Genomic DNA, 18,868 nt, shown 5'->3' on the forward strand with positions numbered 1-18,868 from the left:
GAGGAAAAAACGATGACTTTTAATCCTGGCAAGAAACTCTACATCTCCGACGTGACCCTGCGCGACGGCAGCCACGCCATCCGCCACCAGTACTCCATCAAGAACGTGCAGGACATTGCACGAGCCCTGGATAAAGCGAAAGTGGGCAGCATTGAAGTGGCCCACGGCGACGGCCTGCAGGGCTCCAGCTTCAACTACGGCTTCGGCGCCCACACCGACCTGGAGTGGATCGAGGCGGTGGCGGAAGTCATCGAACACGCCAAGATTGCCACCCTGCTGCTGCCCGGCATCGGCACCGTCCACGACCTGGACAACGCCTACAACGCCGGCGCGAGAATCGTAAGAGTGGCCACCCACTGCACCGAGGCGGATGTCTCCAAACAGCACATCGAGCACGCCCGCAAACTGGGCATGGACACCGTGGGCTTCCTGATGATGAGCCACATGCAGACCCCACAGGGTCTCGCGGAACAGGCCAAGCTGATGGAAGACTACGGCGCCACCTGCCTCTATGTGGTCGACTCCGGCGGTGCCATGAACATGAACGACATCCGCGACCGCTTCCGGGCGCTCAAGGATGTGCTCAAGCCGGAAACCGAAACCGGCATCCATGCCCATCACAACCTGGCCCTGGGTGTGGCCAACTCCATCGTGGCGGTGGAAGAGGGCTGTGACCGTGTAGACGCCTCCCTGGCCGGCATGGGCGCCGGCGCTGGTAACGCCCCGCTGGAAGTGTGCATTGCCGCGTTCGACAAGATGGGGTGGGAGCATGGCACGGATGTGTACGCCCTGATGGACGCGGCTGACGACATCGTGCGCCCACTGCAGGACCGCCCGGTACGGGTGGACCGTGAAACCCTGGCCCTGGGTTATGCCGGAGTCTATTCCAGCTTCCTGCGCCATTCCGAAGTGGCGGCACAGAAGTACGGTCTGAAGACCGTGGACATTCTGGTAGAGCTGGGAAAACGCCGCATGGTGGGTGGCCAGGAAGACATGATCGTGGATGTGGCGCTGGATCTGCTGGCCGCCCAAAAGAAGCAGAATGCATGAGCAAGACATTACCTGATTACGCATAAAGCTCAGCCATCCTCAGGAACCGGTACGGCATCGGCGGCGTTCGGGCGGCGGCCGTGAGAAAGCGCGGGATCATGGCCTTGAGGTCATAGCGCCGATTGAAGCGATACTCGAGCTCGGCGGCCAGGTAGCGCGGGGCGTGCTGCCCGCATATGGCATGATAGGTACCGGTGATCGGGTTCTTGAGGTTACCGAGCAGCGTGTTGACCGAGTTGAACTCCGGGTTCGCCACGCTGGCACGCCCACCGCCGGTGATATGGCGCACATGAGGGTAGGGAGGCGCATCGAAGGCCCGGAAGCTCCCGAGTCCGTCGCTGCTCACCTGACTGCCAGGCACAACGGCATGTCGGGCATGCGACGGATCCCGGTCAGGGTAAAACGTAAGCGCCTGTTGAAAGGTCAAGATGGCAAACGTGCAGCGGCTGTCGAGGTGATGCTAGCCAGTCCTTACATAAAGGATCTGATCAATAAGGGGGAAATTGATGGCATTGGAGAAATCATGGAGAAGAGCCCCGAGCAGGGCATGAAAACCTTTGATCAGGTCATTATGGAGCTTTATAGCGAGGGCAGGATCAGTCAGGAAGAGGCCTTGGCCAATGCCGATTCACGCCATAATCTTGAAGTGAAGATACGTCTTGAAAGCGGAACTTTCGGTTCTGGAGGGGATACTTTCAGTATCCAGGACTGATGGGAAACGCTAATCAATCATAGGTCAGGAGGAGCTCCATCGCGTTACTTCCGACATGCCAAAAAAAGAGGCTGAGTTTTCAACAAAAGTGAGTGTTGGTCTATCCGCCGGAATGTTCGCTTTGCGACCTTTGCGATAGTGATGACGCCTCACTCTCGACCGCGACGATTTTTTGGGGAGACCACAAGTTACCGGCGCAGACCCCGAGGTTACCTAAAATACTAATCAGAAACAAAGTAAGCGAACATCACCCGGCGATATACGCCAGGTCCGGATGACCGAAAAAAGACTTCAATAACCGGGGTAGTTTCTGTAACCGCCGAAGTTGTCGATAAACGATATTCCGAAGTTGGTCTTTGCTGTTTATGATCTTTTTTCCGACGTGGTGGTATTTGATGTAGCCCCAAACGGACTCATCAGGATTCAGTTCCGGTGAGTAAGGCGGCAGGAAGAACAGCTTGAGCTTGCCGTTGAGGCCCTCCACGTATGCCCGGACCCGGCGGGCATGGTGCACTGGATGGTTATCCAGAATCAGGAATATCGGCTTTTCGGCGTCTTGTACCAATGCTTTGAGGAACCCAATGAAGGCGTCCGTATTCATTGTCCCTTCAATGGTTTTGAACCGAAGCTCTCCACGGGGGGAAATGGCAGAGATCATATTGATGCTGAAGCGACTACCGGTATTGCGAATCACCGGCGTTTCTCCGATGGGCGCCCAGGTAGTGCCACTATGGTAGTCAGAACGTATGCTGGCCTCATCACCAAAATAGATGGTGGCGCCGACCTTCTTGGCTTCTTTGCGAATCTCTGGGTAAGTTTCCTCTTTCCACTGCTTTACAGCCTCTGGCTTCTGCTGGTACGCCCGGTGCAGTGGCCTTTGCGGTGTCAGCCCCAGGTTGCGAAGCAGGCGACCGACAGAGACATCACTGAGTCGAACGTTGAACTTTTGCCGGATCAACTCCCGTACCCGACCCCGGGTCCACAAGGCAAAATCGAACTTCAACTGGTCCGGGGTAAAGGTGGTAATCCAGGTGTAAAGCTCCCGAATCTGTTCGCCGCTAAGCTTTTTCGGACGCCCGGGAATCTCTTTGGCCTTCAGTGCGTCAAACCCACCTTCACGGAAAGCAGCCAGCCATTCATAGATACGGGCCCGACTCATACCCAGGGCTTTGATGACAACTTCAGGACTTTCACCATCCATAACCTGTTGGACAGCACGAATGCGAAGAGCTTCCAGAGTTTTATGATCCAGTTTACGACCGTCAGTATGGCGCATGAGTAGGCAACTCCGATAAGGTCGGTTGAACAATGCCTACATTATAAATGATGTCCGCTTACTTTTGTACTTCTTAGTAACAAAAAATGCAGGCTGATCAGAGTTGTATGGCAGCTTGTATGACGAACCTGATTAATATGCATAACCATCTGATTGTTATGAAAAGTTAGATTCCCTTCACCCGCTCCACTTCATTGCCGCTCGACTGTATCTCTAGTGTAGTTTGAGTCGGGGTTGCATGGCACGGCTGATTTTATCCATCAGCCAGATAATCCCGGTGCGGAACATGCCGTGCAGGGCTACCTGATGCATCCGGTATAGGGACAGGTAGAACATGCGGGCCACCTTGCCCTCGATGTACATGCTGCGGCCGGACAGGTTGCCCATCAGGTTGCCGACGGTGGTATAGCGGCTGAAATTGATCAGCGAACCGTGGTCGTTGTAGACGAAGGGCACCGCCTCGCCATTGTCCAGGCGGTTGCAGAGGGTCTTGAACAGGGTGTCTGCCTGCTGGTGCGCAGCCTGGGCCCGGGGGGGAACTGGCAGGTCGGAATCCGGTTGCGGACAGGCAGCGCAGTCGCCGAAGGCGAAGATATTGGCATCCTGGGTGGTTTGCAGGGTCTGTTCCACCACCAGTTGATTGCTCCGGTTCACCTCCAGACCTTCCAGCTCGGCCAGGAAGGCCGGGGCCTTGATGCCCGCTGCCCAGATGGTCATTTCCGAGGGTAATTCGGTGCCGTCTTTCATCACGACCGTACTGGGCCGTACCTCACTCACCGGCTGGCCGGTCAGTACTTTCACCCGCTGGTGTTCCAGCTCCCTGGTGGCCGCCGCAGACAGCCGGCCAGGCAGGGCGGGAAGAATGCGGTCAGCGGCCTCGATCACGGAAATGGAAACGTCCGAGGGCTGAAGGTGGTTCATGCCGTACACCGGCAGCTCGCGGGACGCCAGTCGCAATTCTGCTGCCAGTTCCACACCGGTGGCACCCGCGCCGATGATGCTGATATTCAGGGTATGCTCAGCCCCCTGCAACGCCTCGTGATTCTTGCGCAGAAAGGCGTTGAGCATCAGGTTGTGGAAGCGCCGGGCCTGTTTGAGGCTGTCCAGGAACAGGCAGTTGTCCTGGGCGCCGGGCGTGCCAAAGTCGTTGGCGGTGCTGCCCACGGCAATCACCAGTGTGTCGTAGGGGATATGGCGTTCGGGAACGACCTCTGTACCGTCGACATCGTGGAACGGGGCTATGACCACTTTCTTGCTATCGCGGTCCAGTCCGCTCATGCGGCCGAGCTGGAATTCGTAATGGTGTTTGCGGGCATGGGCGCGGTAGTTGATCTCGTTCGCGCTGGCATCCAGGGAACCGGAGGCAACTTCGTGCAGCAGGGGTTTCCAGACGTGGGTCAGACCGGAATCCACCAGCGTGATTCTGGCTTTTCCCTTTCTACCCAGTTTGTTCCCGAGGCTGGTAACAAGTTCGAGACCGCCGGCGCCACCGCCGACCACAACAATGTGATGAAGGTTATCCATACCAATCAGACCTGTAAGTGAAGAGAGCCAAGGACTCTTCAGGCGAGAATGCTTGGCTGTCCTCACTCGGAACCAGACGAGAAGCCGGAATTCGATCGGGAAACAGGGCGGGGCCTGAGCCGGGCAATAATGTTAACGCGCCCGGACCTGTGGGTACAATTCTACGGAAGTGCTGTTTCCTTCCGGCCTGGCGCTCGCGAACCTGTGGATGGCGCGCTCGCCGCAGCTGCAGAAGGAACAGCGGGTCTAATGCTGGGTGCGATACCCGTCCAGGATGGCGGCCATATCGTCACCAAGGTCTTTCATGGCTTGCGGATCCAGATTGCGTTCACCCATGGACCTCAGGCCCATGATCTGCGCCTGCAGGAGCCGGGCAAGTCGACGGCTGTCTACGGATTGCGCCAGCTCCCCTTTCACCCGAGCCTGCTCTACCAGGTCTGCAAGAGATCCCTCGATCGCAGCAAGAATGCTGTTGGCCTGGTCCGCCAGGGCCGAATGCGTATTGCTGGATTCCAGCAGTGTTTTCACGATCATGCAGGCTCGTGAAGGTGCCGCGCTTCCGTCGCCGCAACCGCAGGCGATGCCGCGCAGATAGTCCTGAAGGCCGTCAACAATGGAATCAAAACCCTTGAGGTGAACGGCCAACTCCCGGCCGCCCTGTTCCGCATAGGCGGCCAGTGCTTCTGAAAACAGACCGTCCTTGCTGCCAAACGTGGCGTAGATGCTGCCCGGCCGCATATCGAGGGCCTGCTCGATCTGCTTCATGGAGCTGCCGTGATAGCCCTTCTCCCAAAACAGACCAACGGCCTTTTCCAGAGCGGTTTTTCGGTCATAGCGTGCGTGTCTGGCCATAACAACAATTCACCATCGTAGTGATTTGAATGACCACTCAATTATATCTTGAATGACCGCTCAATAACAGTTAGCCTGAAGTGGTAATTGAGCAATCATTCAATAAAGGAGTTGGCAATGACAGATTTCCCCCTTCACGACAAAGACACGGCACCGGAGAAATCCAGACCATTGCTGGACAACTCGCTCAAGGCGTTCGGCATGATTCCTGGCCTGCATGCGGTCATGGCGGAGGCGCCGGGCATCCTTGAGGGTTACCAGCAACTGCATCAACTGGTGCTGGATAGCAGCTTTGATAATGATGAAAAGACTGTCGTCTGGCAGACCATCAACGTGGAAAACGCCTGTCATTACTGCGTTCCGGCCCATACCGGGATTGCCAAAATGATGGATGTGTCTGACGACATTACCAATGCACTGCGGGACGAAACGCCGCTGCCGAGCGACAAGCTCGAGGCGCTCAGAACCTTCACTCTTGCGGTCATGCGCAAACACGGCAATGTCAGCAAAGAGGATCTGGACGCGTTTTACGAAGCGGGCTACCAGCACCGCCAGGTGCTGGAAGTGATTCTGGTGTTGTCCCAGAAAGTCATGAGTAACTACGTCAACCACATTGCGGAGACGCCCGTTGATGAGCCGTTCAAGAAGTTTGAATGGCAGAAGAAGCAATAATCCGGGCTTCGCGGCAACGGGACGGGTCAGCCCGCGTCCGTTGCCAATATGTTCGCCTGTCTTGATCGTTTTTTGGTCTCGAGCCGCTTGTCGACGCACCGGGTGTCGTCCTCGAGAATAACGACGCATTCCAGGCACTGAATGCATTCGTCGTAATCGATCCGGCCATCCTTGCGAATGGCATTGATACCGCACTCATTCTTGCAGTGCTGGCAGGGGTTGCCACAGAGCTCAACCCGGTCCAGCCAGCTGAACAAGCGTAACCGGCCGAGCGCCGCGAGGCCGGCGCCCAGCGGGCACAGGTAGCGGCAGTAGAATTTGTGGATGAACATGCCGATCACAAGCAGGCCGACGGCGTAGAGAACGAAGGGCCAGGAGCGAACGAAAAACAGGGTTATGCTGGTTTTGAATGGTTCCACCTCCGCCATTTTTTCGGCGACGGTCAGGGAGTAGAAAGCGGTGCCCACCAGAGCCAGCAGGATCGGATATTTGAGCAGAATCAGGCGCCGGTGCCAGTGCTCGGGCACTTTGATCTGGCGGAACTTCAGTTTCTCGCCAAGCCAGGCGGCCATTTCCTGCAGGGCGCCAAACGGGCAGAGCCAGCCGCAGAAAAGGCCACGGCCCCAGATGAACAGGGTTATGAATGTGTACACCCAGAGAATAAAGATGATCGGATCCAGCAGGAACACATTGAGAGAGAAACCGTCCCAGATCGCCAGGAACAGGGTGTAGATGTTAACCACCGAAAGCTGGCCCTGGGCGTAGAAGCCGATAAAGAACAGGGTGAAGAACAGAAATCCCCAGCGGAACCGGTGTACCAGCTTCGGGTTGCGGCTCAGGGTTTTCTGGCGGGCGAAGAACACGGTCAGAACGGTCAGGCCGATTACCAGCAGTGAAATCTGCCACCAACGTTCTTTCCAAAGGCCGATCCAGACCGGTTCACGGGTGTCCTCCGGGTTGGGAGCAACCTCGACGGTTTCGAACAGTTCTTCGTTGAAGCGAACCGGGATATTCAGGGACGTGCGGTCCACCATCAGGTGATTGCGGGCCAGTTCGACATTGAGCTTCAGATTGGCTTCCGCCCCGGGGTTGAAGCCGGCGTTACCGCCCACGCGGAACAGGTTTCCGGCATCGAATGACGGAATGCCGGCCGCCCGGAAATCGAGATTCTGGTCCAGCAGGTTGAGGTCGCGCATTTCCACGGCAAGGTTGTTCTGGGTGAGCCCAACACGGTCCGGAGAGCTGCCGGGCACGAACTCTCGGGAAACGTGGGGAAAGGCGCCCCGGGACATGACGGCCAGAACCTGTGCGCCGTCATCCAGCCGTTGCATGAGGCGCTGATAGCCATCGTCTCCAAGCAGGTTTCGTCCCACCATGGGCGAATTGATGTAGGCGAAGAAAAGCTCGGTAAAAGGTTCGCCGTCTGCGGGTTCGATGTCCATGGGGTAGTCTGAAAGAGGCCGGCCCAGCTCGGCCTCGATGGATTCGGGAGCAATCTGCCAGTGTCCGATGTAACCGCGATCCACCAGTTGCTGCCAGGACATGGGCTGGTAGAAATCCGGTTTCGCCCGTGTGGGTGCGCTCTGGGCAAAGCCCTCGAGTTTCTTGCGGGCCACCTTGAGGGCTGAAGAGAGCACGGTGTCGTTGATGATCAGGACCGAAACCGTGGCCTTGCTGACACCGTCAAAGTGCACCACGTTGCCGTCGCTGGTTCGTCCGGAACGGCTGGAGTTGGAGGTGCTGACAATAATCTGCTCTTGTAACGAATGCCCTTCGTATTGGTCTACAAAGTCGAACAGGGGGCCTTCGCCCAGGCCATGGAGAAAAACCGGCTCGTGGTGATTCAGCACCTTGATGCCGGTGAAACGCCCTTTGCTGTCGAGGCCGATCAGCATGCTGATCGGTTTGCCGGCAAAGCCCTGTAGGCGGCTATGGTCTGCGGTTTCGTAGGCATAGCCAAGCAGTTCCTGGAGTTGATACACCGGGTACACGGGAAAATCGGGCAGCTTGTCTTCAATGACCGTTGCCGAGGGAAACAGCTCCTGAATCAGCGCCCGCTTGCTGTCTGACAGCTCGGCGTGAACCGGGGGCACTAAAAACAGACAGGCAAGAAGGAGCACGATGCGCCCTGCCATGGGGTACTCCTGTGGTTCTTTTTGTTTGAACTTCCATGCTAGAGTTTTCGGCCCCGGGCTCAATGCGACCTCGGAGCCAGCTGAATGCTACTTTGTGAGGAGAAATGCCATGACCGACGCTACCTACACGCCACCCAAAGTCTGGAAATGGGACTCTGAGAGCGGAGGTCGGTTTGCCAGTATCAATCGCCCGATCGCCGGTCCGACCCACGACAAGGCGCTACCGGTTGGCAAGCATCCGTTGCAGCTTTATTCGCTGGCGACGCCCAACGGCGTGAAAGTAACGGTGATGCTGGAGGAGCTGCTGGAGCTGGGTATCAAGGACGCCGAGTACGATGCGTGGCTCGTCAGGATTACCGAGGGCGATCAGTTTGGCAGCGGGTTTGTGGAAGTGAACCCCAACTCCAAGATCCCGGCCATGGTGGACCACAGTGTCACCCCGTCCATCCGCCTGTTCGAATCCGGGTCCATCCTGCTTTACCTGGCGGAAAAATTCGGGGCGTTCCTGCCCAGTGACATCGCCGGACGCGCGGAGACCATGAACTGGCTGTTCTGGCAGATGGGCAGTGCGCCGATGCTCGGTGGCGGCTTCGGTCATTTCTACGCCTACGCGCCGGAATACTATGAGTATCCGATCAACCGTTACACCATGGAGGTCAAGCGCCAGCTGGATGTGCTCGACCGTCAGCTGGCAAACAATCGATACATCGCCGGCGACGAATACACCATCGCCGATATGGCGATCTGGCCCTGGTATGGTGCCCTGGTGAAAAACAAGGTGTACGACGCGGCCGAGTTCCTGGAAGCCCACACCTACACCAACGTCATTCGCTGGGCCGATGAGATTGCCCAGCGTCCGGCGGTCAGGCGTGGCCGCATGGTCAACCGGGCCTGGGGTGAGCCGAGCAGCCAGCTGCACGAGCGTCACGACGCCAGTGATTTCGAGACCCAAACCCAGGACAAGATTGGTGACGGTGAATGAAGGTCGCGGTTTATTGCGGCTCCCGGTCCGGAAATGATCCGCTGTACGCGGACAAGGCCCGGGAGCTGGGTGATTACTTCGGTCGCAATGGTACTGAGCTGGTGTTCGGCGGAGGCCATGTCGGTCTGATGGGCATCGTGGCCGATTCGGTATTGGCCGCCGGCGGCAGGGTTCACGGGGTGATCCCCGAGCACCTGCGAGACCGGGAACTGGCCCACTCCGGTCTGACCGAGTTGCATGTGGTTAAAAACATGCACGAGCGCAAGGCCCTGATGGCGGATCTGGCCGACGGCTTTGTCGCATTGCCGGGTGGTATTGGCACGCTGGAAGAGCTGTTCGAAGCCTGGACCTGGGGCCAGTTGGGGCTGCACCAGAAGCCTTGTGCCATCTACAACGTCAACGGGTTTTTTGACCCGTTGCTGGCGATGGCGCAAACCATGGAGCGGGCGGGTTTTCTCAAGCAGCAATATATCGACATGCTGATCCAGACCGATCAGCCCGCGACCCTTCACCGAGCCTTTGAGGGTTATCAGAGCCCCGAAGAAAAATGGTTGTGAGCGACCTCACTCCATCCGGCTGACCTTCGCCATCAGCCGGCGCCAGTCAATCGGCAGCCGGCTTTCAAGTTCCGCCAACACCGGATCTTTGGGATGCACCGACTGGAAGTGCTGTTTGCTGGCATAAACCACGGTGTTGTTACTTTTGCTTCGAAAGCCAAGAAGCACCGCAAAGTGCCTCTTGAGCCGCCGGAAGTAAGCCCCCTGGACATCCGGAGTCCGGTGGTAATTCAGCACCAGCCAGCCGTCCTCCGTGAGCACCCGGGCGCACTCATCCACAAACTGTTTCTGGGCCTGTGCAGGGCTCATCCGGTCTGCGTTGTACAGATCGGCCAGAATCATATCCGTGCTCGCCTCCGGCAGCTTTTCCAGGGCATCCCGGGCATCGGCAATGGTTACCTCAAGGCGCTCACTGCCGGGCAGATCAAAAAATTCCCGGGCAGTGTCCAGTACCGCCTGGCGCAGTTCGACGGCGTGTATCCGACACTCGGGATAAAGATGGTGAAAGGCGCCGGCCATCACGCCGCCGCCCAGGCCCAGAATGGTGACGTGGCGAGGGTTGGCAAAGACCGCCGGCAGCATCATGGCCCGGTTGTACTCATGAACTGGCAGATAGGGAAATCGGCGATCAATCTTGCTTTGCTCGAACACCGAATTGAAGGTAAGCACCCGGTGTTTGCGGTAATCGACCACCAGAATGCTGCCCAGGGCATCCCGGGTGTGGTGGATAATCTCGCCTTTGTTGAACATGCCGGCTTACCGGCCGGATTCTTCGAACAGGCGCTTTACGCTGTCGGTTTTTGCCAGCGACAGAGCGGTATTGCCGTTGCTGTCCTTCGCTTCGCGATCGGCGCCTTTTTCCAGCAGCAGGCGTACCGTTTCCGGGTGGCCGTGCTTGCTGGCCAGGATCAGCAGGGTCTCGCCCTCGCTGGTGCGCATGTTCACCGGGACGCCGGCATCAAGCATCACGCTCAGAGGTCCGGCACCGCCGTTGCAGGCCAGTTCGAAAATACCCTGGGCGAAGGCAACCGCATCCTCGTCTTTCTGGTTCGCGGGTTGTTGCGGCTTGCCGGGCTTCTGTTGGCTCATCGGGGCTCCGTGGTCAGTTCAATCGATTTTGTGTTAAAAACGTATTATCACAGAATGAGACTGTCCCAGACACAGTCAATGAGCCCAAGGCTAAAAACGACAGGAGGCAACGCCGTGAAACTGCAGGTTGAAGGCATCGAAGAAGGCCAGCCGATTCCCGAGAAATTCGCATTCGGGGTATACAGCGAAGATGACCACATGAGCTTCGGTCCCAACCGGAACCCCGAAGTTGTCTGGGACGGTGCGCCCGAGGGCACGAAAAGCTTCGTGGTGATGATGTTTGATCCGGACGTGCCCAGCGTTGCGGATGATGTAAACCAGGAAGGCAAGACGGTTTCCAGGGACATCCCGAGGGTCGATTTTTTCCACTGGCTGCTGGTGGATGTGCCTGCCGGCACCACCCGGATTCCGGAAGGCGAAGACAGCGATGGCGTGATTCCCAAGGGCAAGGAGCCGGGGCCCGGTCCCATCGGTATCCGCGGCGTGAACAATTACACCCAGTTCCTGGCGGGCAATCCCGACATGAACGGCACCTACGCCGGGTACGATGGTCCCTGTCCGCCCTGGAACGATGAGATCATCCATCACTACCACTTCGAGGTGCATGCACTGGATGTGGATACCCTTGCCCTGGATGGCGAGTTCGATGGTAACGATGTGCGCGAAGCCATGGCAGGCCACGTACTGGCCAGCGCCCGGGTGACGGGTACCTACACCCTGAATCCGGACCTGCGCTAACGGATTCAGACACCGAGCAGTGATATTCCGGTAACCCAATCGGTTACCGGATAGCCATCGTTCCCTCCCCCTGATTCCTTTCTGAACGTCACAGAAGTGTCTTGTTGTTGTCATGTCCCCGTCACCCGGTCTTGCCAAGGTGTCAGCATCCGGAATGGTTGAAAGACGGGAGGCAAGATGCGGAGCTACCGGAGCGTTTTCATTTCCGATGTGCACCTGGGCACGGCTGACTGCCAGGCCGAGTATCTGCTGGATTTCCTGAACCAGGTCCGCTGCGAAACTCTGTATCTGGTGGGCGATATCATCGACCTGATTGCGATGCAGCGACGGGTTCACTTCCCGGATTCCCATCGGGCCGTCATTCACAAACTCATTGAGCTGGCTGCCAGTGGAACGCGGGTGGTCTATGTGCCCGGTAACCACGACGATTTCCTGCGCCGGTTCTGCGGCCAGACCATTGCCGGTATTGAGCTGCGCTACAAGGCCATACACACCACCGCAGATGGTCGACGCTTCATGATCTGCCACGGCGACCAGTTTGACCAGGTGGTGCGTTGCAGCCCGCTGATGCTTCTGGTCGGTGACCGTGCCCACGGTATCCTGCTCCGCCTGAACCGCTGGTTCAACGCCTGGCGCCGGCTCAAGGGCAAGCCTTACTGGTCGCTGGCAGCCTGGGTAAAGAGCAGAATCGGCAAGGCGCGCACGTTCATCCGGCGGTTTGAACTGGCGGCGCTGACGGTCGCGGAAAAGGGCAACTACGACGGTTTTATCTGCGGCCACATCCACTCCGCCGGCTTCCTGCGCAGCGAAGATGGTCTTTACTGCAATGACGGCGATTGGGTAGAACACTGCACGGCGCTGGTGGAGCAGGAGAACGGCACACTGGAGCTGCTGCATTGGTCGGAAAACCCCAATGTTCTGGCCAGAGAGCCTGACGCCCCGCATCCGGATGTTTGCGGAGACGCCCGGCCGGTGATTGATGCCCTGCCCACAGCGTTCGTGGAGCAGGTCAACCGGCTCGTCAGCTGAGCAGAGGTGTGCGGCGACCTCGGTCGCCCACCCTGGCACTCGCTCATGCCCATCGAGGCTTCAATACCCCTCCTTCAGGGTGGCTATTTTTCATAACGCCATCGTATCCCTTATACTCCGTGTCCCTACCAGCCCTTCATAGGCTTTATGGCTGAACATACGACATCACAGACAAGCGGTTTTGCTGGCGCTGGCCCCGGGACCCGCGCCGCCAGTCATCGCGCGCGTCGTTTCAATGCCTGGACGGTCAGCACCCTCGTGATCGCCCTGCTGGTTGCGATGCCAGTGCTGGTCATCCTTGCCCATGTGTTTTTCCCGTCCGGTGAAGTCTGGCAACACCTTGTCAGCACGGTTCTTGGAAGATACCTCAGTAACACCGTGGTACTCAGTGTCTCTGTGGCTGTAGGAACCACCCTGATTGGCACTGCCTGTGCCTGGCTGGTGGTTATGTGCCGGTTTCCCGGCAGGCGGCTGTTCGAGTGGGCTCTCCTGCTGCCGCTGGCGGTGCCAACCTACGTTATTGCCTATGCTTACACGGATTTCCTGCAGTTTGCGGGGCCACTACAAAGCGCCTTGCGCGACTGGTTCGGCTGGGAGTTTGGCGACTATTACTTTCCGGATATCCGGTCCCTGGGCGGTGCTGCCCTGCTGATTACCATGGTGCTCTACCCCTACGTGTACCTGCTTGCCCGGGCATCGTTCATGGAGCAGTCGGTAAGTGCACTTGATGTTGGCCGCACTCTCGGCCTGGGACCGTGGCGTATGTTCAAACGCATTGCTCTGCCGCTGTCCCGTCCTGCGATCATCGGCGGCGTTTCGCTGGTCCTGATGGAAACACTGAACGAGTTCGGGGCAGTCCAGTTCTTTGGCGTCGATACCTTCACCACCGGAATCTACCGGACCTGGTTTGGCCTGGGTGAGCCGGTTGCAGCGGCTCAGCTCGCAGCCTGCCTGCTGGTGTTCGTGGTTCTTGTTGTTGTTCTGGAACGCGTTTCCCGCGGTGGCAAGCAATACCATACCTCGGCACGGTATCAGGCATTGCCCGAGTATTCGCTGAATTCAGGTCAGGCTGCGCTCGCCTTTGCAGTGTGTTTCCTGCCTGTTCTCATTGGTTTTATTGTCCCTGCCCTGATTCTGCTGGAAATGGCGATTACGACCGGCGACAGCCTTTTCGGGACGCGTTTTCTGGAGTTCGCGTTCAACAGTCTGATACTCGCCTCAAGCGCGGCGCTGGTTGCCGTCACGCTTGCGGTAATGCTGAGTTACGGCGCGCGGCTGAATCCCAGCTCCTGGGTCCGGAGTGTGAACCGGATTGCGGCCATGGGCTATGCCATCCCAGGGTCTGTCATTGCCGTGGGCATCATGATTCCGCTGGCCTGGCTGGATCAGAAGCTCAATCTCTTTCTTCGTGACAACTTTGGTTTCATGGTGGGTCTGGTACTCAGTGGCAGCGCTTTTGTCCTGATCTACGCCTACACGGTGAGATTCCTGGCCGTCTCCTTCAATACGGTTGAGGCCAGTCTGGGGAAGGTTACGCCCTCAATGGACGCAGCTGCGCGAACCCTCGGTCAAACCGCCGGTGGTACCTTGCGCAAGGTTCATACGCCGATCATGCGCAGTAGCCTGCTGGCGGCCGGTATACTGGTGTTTGTGGACGTGATGAAGGAGTTGCCGGCGACCATCATACTCCGGCCGTTCAACTTCGATACCCTGGCGGTCCGTGCCTACAGCCTGGCCTCTGACGAGCGATTGGCCGAGTCGGCCATGTCCTCCCTCGCCATTGTTGTGGTCGGGATCATTCCCGTGGTCATTCTGAGCCTGGCGATGCGTCGGTCCCGCCCGGGAAGTAAAACGGGGTAGCCACGGTTTACTCGGCGAACAGAAAAACCTGCGACATATCCAGCTCAAGCGAGACAGCCTGTCCCTCTTCCGGCAGAAACACCCCGGGCACTTTTGCATGCAGGTGCATTTCCTGCCCGTCCGGCCCGTGAGCACAAATATGCAACAGACTGGTCGGGCCGAGCAGTCGGGACATCAGAACATGGCTGGTGCGGTCATCACCGGCCTGTCCTTCAAGTTGCCTGACTTTGACCGCCTCCGGACGGATCAGAATTCTAGCGCTGCTGCCGTCCTCAAAACCTTTAGCTTCCAGGTGGCCCAATGGCGTTGTCACCACGCCGTTGTGGACAACGCCGCGATGTTCGTTCACCTGCCCGAAAAAGTTGACCACGAACGGCTCGGCAGGATTGCAGTAAAGGTCTGTAGGAGTTCCCGTTTGCACGATCTCTCCGTCTCGCATCAGTGCGATCCGATCTGCCATGAACATGGCTTCCTCCGGGTCATGAGTAACCAGAAGAGTGGCCGTGTTCAGCTCTTTCAGCACATGCAGTGTATCGTCCCGAATCTGGTCGCGCAGCCGGGCGTCGAGGCTGGAGAATGGTTCGTCCAGCAGCATGACCCGTGGCGACGGAGCAAGGGCCCTGGCCAGGGCTACCCGCTGCTGCTGACCACCTGAGAGGGTATGTGGGTAAACATTGGCGGCATCGGCCATGCCCAGGCGCCCCAACAGTTCGAGTGCGCGCGTACGTTGCTGCTTTTTCGGCATGGAGCTGATGCCGAAGCAGACGTTCTCCAGCACCGTCAGATGGGGGAAGAGTGCAGATTCCTGGAATGCCAGGCCCACATTCCGCTTTTCCGGGGGTACCTGCACGCCACCGGGTGCCGAAACCAGGGAGCTGCCGAGAAAGACTTTGCCGCGGGACGGCGTCTGGAGGCCTGCAGCGATACGCAGCAGCGTTGTTTTGCCGCAGCCAGAAGGGCCGAGGAGGCAGACAACCTCGCCTGCTTCCAGATGCAGGTTGATGTCTTTGACAACGCTATCGCCATGGAATTGGCAATGCACGCGGTCAAGCATCAATGACGGGCCCGACAGGCCGTTCTCGAGTTGGTCGCTGTAGGTTGGGCTTTCCTGATAAATGCTCATGGTGCCGATCCAGCCTCCCGGTTCAAACTCCAGTGGAGGTGCAATTGTAAGCTTGTTGCGTCTGATTGTGTATTGAATACGTAAAAGCGACTGATTCCTATTTATTGACTTCTATGCCCGGGTTCGTTTAAATCGCATCTAAATACTAATCGTTTTCACCTGCAATAGTAATTAGCAACCAAGGAGAGATCCCGTGGTATCTCATAAAGCGAAGTTGGCAGCCGCTGCCCTGGCAACAACACTGGCAGCAACGAGTGTCTCCGCGAGTGAAGTCAACCTGTACTCTGCGCGGCACTACGATTCGGACCAGGCAATTTATAACGCCTTCACCGAGGAGACCGGCATCAAGGTCAACCTGATTGAGGGGAAGTCCGATGCGTTGATCCAGCGAATCCAGCGAGAAGGTGTCGCCAGCCCGGCCGATATCCTGATTACCGTTGACGCGGGTAACCTCTGGCGAGCCGACCAGGAAGGCATCTTCCAGCCGGTGGATTCGGAAGTTCTGAACAGCCGTCTGCCGGATTCCCTGCGTCATCCGGAAGGGCATTGGTTCGGCTTCAGTCAGCGTCTGCGCGTGATCTACTACGATCGTTCAGACTTTGATCCTTCCCGGATCAGTCAGTACGAGGACCTGGCCAAGCCGGAATTCAAGGGCGAGATCTGCATCCGGTCCTCCAGCAACATCTACAACCAGTCATTGCTGGCCAGCCTCGTTGAGTACCACGGCGAAGAAGGCGCTGAGGAGTGGGCGCAGGGCGTAGTCAATAACATGGCCCGTGATCCCCAGGGTGGCGACACCGATCAGATCCGTGCTGTGGCTGCCGGTGAATGCAACCTGGCGGTTGGCAACCATTACTACTACGCGCGCCTGCTGAACTCTGATGATGTTGCAGACCGTGAAGTGGCCCGGGAGGTTGGCATTATCTTCCCGAACCAGGATGGCCGTGGTGTTCACGCCAACATCGGTGGTGCGGGTGTGGTGGCTACCGCGCCTAACCGCGACAACGCTGTCCGGTTCCTGGAGTTCCTGTCCTCCGATACCGCCCAGCAGATCTTCGCTGAGAGCAATCACGAGTTCCCGGCGGTAGACGGTGTACTGAAGAATCCGGTGCTGGATTCCTGGGGCAACCTGAACATTGATGACATCAATGTGAGCGTACTGGGCACCAACAATCCGGAAGCGGTGAAGATCTTCGACCGTGTGGGCTGGCGTTAATCGAAGTATCACGAAATTGATCGCAGATTACGCTTGAGAGAGCGTGCCCAAGGGCCGGATGTTGGTAAGACATCCGGCCCTTTTTATTTTATCGAGGCACCGGCTGTGCTTCCTGTTACCTGATGAGCGGGTAGAATAGCCGGATGACCCGATCGCCGCTGGTTTTCCGTCTCTCCTTTCTTGCCATTGTCGCGTTTTTGATGGCCATGATCTGGCTTCTGCTGCGGCAACTGGGCATGCCTGCCAGCTTTGCACCAACGGTGCTGTCCGACTGGTTTGCCAGTCATGGGACTCTTGGGCCGGTATTACTGATGCTCCTGATGGTTCTTGCTGTCGTGGTCGGGCCAATACCCACGTTGCCGATCAGTGCGGCGTCCGGCCTGGTTTACGGAATGTTCAACGGAACGGCAATCGCGGTAGCCGGTGCACTGGCGGGTTCGCTGATTGCCTTTTATCTGGCGCGAGTGCTTGGTCGCGATGCTGTTCAGCAGAAGCTCGAAAACAACCCGGTATTCTCGGCCAGAGGGTCACAGCGGTTCCTGTTTATTGCAGTCCTCCTCACCCGGTTAATCCCGGTGTTCTCCTTCGCCCTGATCAGCTATGCCGCCGGAGTGACGGCGATACACCTTTGGCGTTACGCCTTGGCAACGGTTATTGGAATGTTACCCATGACCTTTGTGTTTGCCGGGTTGGGGCATACCCTCGAGCTTAACCCCACCCTGACCGTTATAGCGGCAGCTACGGTATTGCTGGTCATGAGCACGTTGCCCCTTTACCTGCGGCATCGCCCACATTCCCGTCTGGCTCGCTGGCTGCAGCTGGATGGAAGGGTCTGATGCCCGCTGCAGATTCTCAATTTCCCACAAGCGACTCGATATCCTGATAGACGGTCGCAGCATCCGTTACCCTGGCGAGCCAGCTCAGAGGAATGCCGTTCTCACCGCCAACACCGTGCATGGCGGCCATGGCCGGGCCAATCAGCCAGGCTCGACCGCAGGAGTCACCACCACAATGAATGTTGGCGCGGATGGCTTCGGTGTAGCTCCGGGCGGTGTTCAGAATGTGAAAGCTGACCGGCATGGCTTCCTGCAGGTAACAGGTGCGGCCAAACGTGTCACCGGCAGCAACGCCGTTCAGTTCCGAGCTCTCAAGTGCCCGTTTGAGGGACGCCTGATCGGGTGCTTCGTCGATGGCCGAATTCATTGCCTTGGCAAGAGGCTCGCCCCTGAATAGCCCGTCCAGAAGCACCGCTGCACACTTTGCCCAGGCAACGGCCTCGTCGTTGTGATTGGTAACCCGCACGGCTGCTTCAACAACGTCCAGGAGGTTTGTGCTTCCGCTATGGGCGGCAACGAGTGGCGGCAGCTTGGACACCGCAGGCAACTGCATGTCGTCGGCGCCACTCGCCGGTACCAGATTGCGGTCGATGGTTTCCGCCAGATGAACGCCGGCGTCCTGAATGGCCTTTTCCTTGTACGTCAGGCTGATGGCCTCCCGCACCGGCTGCGCAAGCGCGCTGCCGCTCAGACGGCGGGTGTAGGGCATGACCTTCTGCACCAGAATCCGCTTCTGTTTGTCGGAAAGATCATCCGGCATGCCGGACTGCGCCTCCTCGACCGCCTTGCGCTCGATCGCATTGAAATTCTCCAGCGTGATCCGTGTCGGGTTATCGATGAATCCCCGCCACTGGCCACCGGGCCCAAAGAACGAACGAAACCGGCGCTGGTAATCGCGGATGTCCAGATTGCCGTTGGTGGCCAGTAAGCTGTCGGTCAGCACGCCGGTGGCTGCGCCGTAGTGACTCACATCGCCAACCTGTTTCCCCTCGTGAGCGAAGTAACCGAATCCCTTTGTGTAGTACTCGGCTCGTGGAGGCAGGAATTCGGGCGACTGTCCACCCACCTCCAGAATGCGCTCGCTGTTGTAGAGCCAGTGCAAACCCAGGCTGGCTGCGTCTGCGACCCAGCCGCCTGCCAGAGCAGCGGTGATGGCGCCTTTTCTTTCGGGAGGGAGATTGCTGACCATGGGAGATCCTTGATGTCCGGTTTGTGAG

18 protein-coding genes and 1 pseudogene are annotated in these 18,868 nt (G+C 58.0%); 10 read left to right on the plus strand and 9 right to left on the minus strand.

What is annotated here, in order from left to right; translation table 11 throughout:
- The first annotated feature begins 12 nt into the window (after positions 1–12).
- Positions 13–1,050 carry a 4-hydroxy-2-oxovalerate aldolase gene (dmpG, locus tag AC5JQH_RS10435; protein ID WP_474546508.1) on the plus strand — a complete coding sequence of 346 codons (1,038 nt, stop codon included), beginning with the start codon at positions 13–15 and terminating at the stop codon, positions 1,048–1,050.
- A 16-nt stretch (positions 1,051–1,066) separates the two neighbouring features.
- Here dmpG and AC5JQH_RS10440 read toward each other — a convergent pair.
- A pseudogene (locus AC5JQH_RS10440) lies at positions 1,067–1,452 on the minus strand (transposase); the annotation flags it as partial.
- Between the two features lie 13 nt (positions 1,453–1,465).
- Here AC5JQH_RS10440 and AC5JQH_RS10445 point away from each other — a divergent pair.
- Entirely contained in the window at positions 1,466–1,762 is a 297-nt protein-coding gene (locus tag AC5JQH_RS10445) for a hypothetical protein (protein ID WP_342632643.1), read from the plus strand.
- 247 nt (positions 1,763–2,009) lie between these two features.
- Here the strand turns inward: AC5JQH_RS10445 and AC5JQH_RS10450 are convergent, their stop codons facing one another.
- From AC5JQH_RS10450 to AC5JQH_RS10460, 3 genes are all read right to left on the minus strand, one after another.
- Complete coding sequence (locus tag AC5JQH_RS10450) at positions 2,010–3,038, minus strand: IS630 family transposase (RefSeq protein ID WP_287498697.1); 1,029 nt, start codon at positions 3,036–3,038, stop codon at positions 2,010–2,012.
- Between the two features lie 213 nt (positions 3,039–3,251).
- Positions 3,252–4,562 carry an NAD(P)/FAD-dependent oxidoreductase gene (locus AC5JQH_RS10455; RefSeq protein WP_008176838.1) on the minus strand — a complete coding sequence of 437 codons (1,311 nt, stop codon included), beginning with the start codon at positions 4,560–4,562 and terminating at the stop codon, positions 3,252–3,254.
- 246 nt (positions 4,563–4,808) lie between these two features.
- Positions 4,809–5,414, minus strand: coding sequence for a TetR/AcrR family transcriptional regulator (locus tag AC5JQH_RS10460; protein ID WP_273084121.1), 606 nt, complete (start codon positions 5,412–5,414; stop codon positions 4,809–4,811).
- Between the two features lie 117 nt (positions 5,415–5,531).
- Between AC5JQH_RS10460 and AC5JQH_RS10465 the strand changes: the two genes are divergently transcribed.
- Positions 5,532–6,086, plus strand: a complete 555-nt coding sequence (locus tag AC5JQH_RS10465; RefSeq protein ID WP_273017721.1) for a carboxymuconolactone decarboxylase family protein — start codon at positions 5,532–5,534, stop codon at positions 6,084–6,086.
- 26 nt (positions 6,087–6,112) lie between these two features.
- Here the strand turns inward: AC5JQH_RS10465 and AC5JQH_RS10470 are convergent, their stop codons facing one another.
- Positions 6,113–8,221, minus strand: coding sequence for a NosR/NirI family protein (locus tag AC5JQH_RS10470; RefSeq protein WP_273084125.1), 2,109 nt, complete (start codon positions 8,219–8,221; stop codon positions 6,113–6,115).
- A 109-nt stretch (positions 8,222–8,330) separates the two neighbouring features.
- Here AC5JQH_RS10470 and yghU point away from each other — a divergent pair, with 109 nt between their 5' ends.
- Together yghU and AC5JQH_RS10480 are read left to right on the plus strand one after the other, a co-directional pair.
- On the plus strand, positions 8,331–9,203 hold the full coding sequence (gene yghU, locus AC5JQH_RS10475; protein WP_014578957.1) for a glutathione-dependent disulfide-bond oxidoreductase: 873 nt from the start codon (positions 8,331–8,333) through the stop codon (positions 9,201–9,203).
- The gene (locus tag AC5JQH_RS10480) at positions 9,200–9,760 is read left to right on the plus strand and encodes an LOG family protein (RefSeq protein ID WP_273084128.1); all 561 of its coding nucleotides are present in this window, start codon (positions 9,200–9,202) and stop codon (positions 9,758–9,760) included. The genes yghU and AC5JQH_RS10480 overlap by 4 nt, the downstream gene beginning before the upstream one ends.
- Before the next feature lie 6 nt (positions 9,761–9,766).
- On the opposite strand, the gene AC5JQH_RS10485 is transcribed toward AC5JQH_RS10480, so the two are convergent.
- Positions 9,767–10,510, minus strand: a complete 744-nt coding sequence (locus AC5JQH_RS10485) for a spermidine synthase (protein ID WP_008176853.1) — start codon at positions 10,508–10,510, stop codon at positions 9,767–9,769.
- A gap of 6 nt (positions 10,511–10,516) precedes the next feature.
- Positions 10,517–10,849, minus strand: coding sequence for an ankyrin repeat domain-containing protein (locus AC5JQH_RS10490; protein ID WP_405417852.1), 333 nt, complete (start codon positions 10,847–10,849; stop codon positions 10,517–10,519).
- A 114-nt stretch (positions 10,850–10,963) separates the two neighbouring features.
- On the opposite strand from AC5JQH_RS10490, the gene AC5JQH_RS10495 reads away from it, so the two are divergent.
- The 3 genes from AC5JQH_RS10495 to AC5JQH_RS10505 all read left to right on the plus strand — a co-directional run bounded on the left by AC5JQH_RS10495 (position 10,964) and on the right by AC5JQH_RS10505 (position 14,476).
- Positions 10,964–11,587 (plus strand): YbhB/YbcL family Raf kinase inhibitor-like protein, encoded by a 624-nt coding sequence (locus AC5JQH_RS10495; protein WP_008176858.1) that lies wholly within the window; start codon positions 10,964–10,966, stop codon positions 11,585–11,587.
- Positions 11,588–11,764: 177 nt separating this feature from the next.
- Entirely contained in the window at positions 11,765–12,616 is an 852-nt protein-coding gene (locus AC5JQH_RS10500; protein WP_273084132.1) for a UDP-2,3-diacylglucosamine diphosphatase, read from the plus strand.
- 147 nt (positions 12,617–12,763) lie between these two features.
- Positions 12,764–14,476 carry an ABC transporter permease gene (locus AC5JQH_RS10505; RefSeq protein WP_405417856.1) on the plus strand — a complete coding sequence of 571 codons (1,713 nt, stop codon included), beginning with the start codon at positions 12,764–12,766 and terminating at the stop codon, positions 14,474–14,476.
- Between the two features lie 7 nt (positions 14,477–14,483).
- Here AC5JQH_RS10505 and AC5JQH_RS10510 read toward each other — a convergent pair whose 3' ends face one another.
- Positions 14,484–15,599 carry an ABC transporter ATP-binding protein gene (locus AC5JQH_RS10510; RefSeq protein WP_008176865.1) on the minus strand — a complete coding sequence of 372 codons (1,116 nt, stop codon included), beginning with the start codon at positions 15,597–15,599 and terminating at the stop codon, positions 14,484–14,486.
- A 193-nt stretch (positions 15,600–15,792) separates the two neighbouring features.
- Here AC5JQH_RS10510 and AC5JQH_RS10515 point away from each other — a divergent pair, with 193 nt between their 5' ends.
- Positions 15,793–16,815: a Fe(3+) ABC transporter substrate-binding protein gene (locus AC5JQH_RS10515; protein WP_008176867.1), complete on the plus strand. Its 1,023-nt coding sequence runs from the start codon at positions 15,793–15,795 to the stop codon at positions 16,813–16,815.
- A 143-nt stretch (positions 16,816–16,958) separates the two neighbouring features.
- Positions 16,959–17,651 carry a TVP38/TMEM64 family protein gene (locus AC5JQH_RS10520; protein ID WP_104270410.1) on the plus strand — a complete coding sequence of 231 codons (693 nt, stop codon included), beginning with the start codon at positions 16,959–16,961 and terminating at the stop codon, positions 17,649–17,651.
- A 16-nt stretch (positions 17,652–17,667) separates the two neighbouring features.
- On the opposite strand, the gene AC5JQH_RS10525 is transcribed toward AC5JQH_RS10520, so the two are convergent.
- Positions 17,668–18,840, minus strand: a complete 1,173-nt coding sequence (locus AC5JQH_RS10525; protein ID WP_008176872.1) for an ADP-ribosylglycohydrolase family protein — start codon at positions 18,838–18,840, stop codon at positions 17,668–17,670.
- Between the last annotated feature and the right edge of the window lie 28 nt (positions 18,841–18,868).

Source organism: Marinobacter sp. H13, assembly GCF_059072335.1.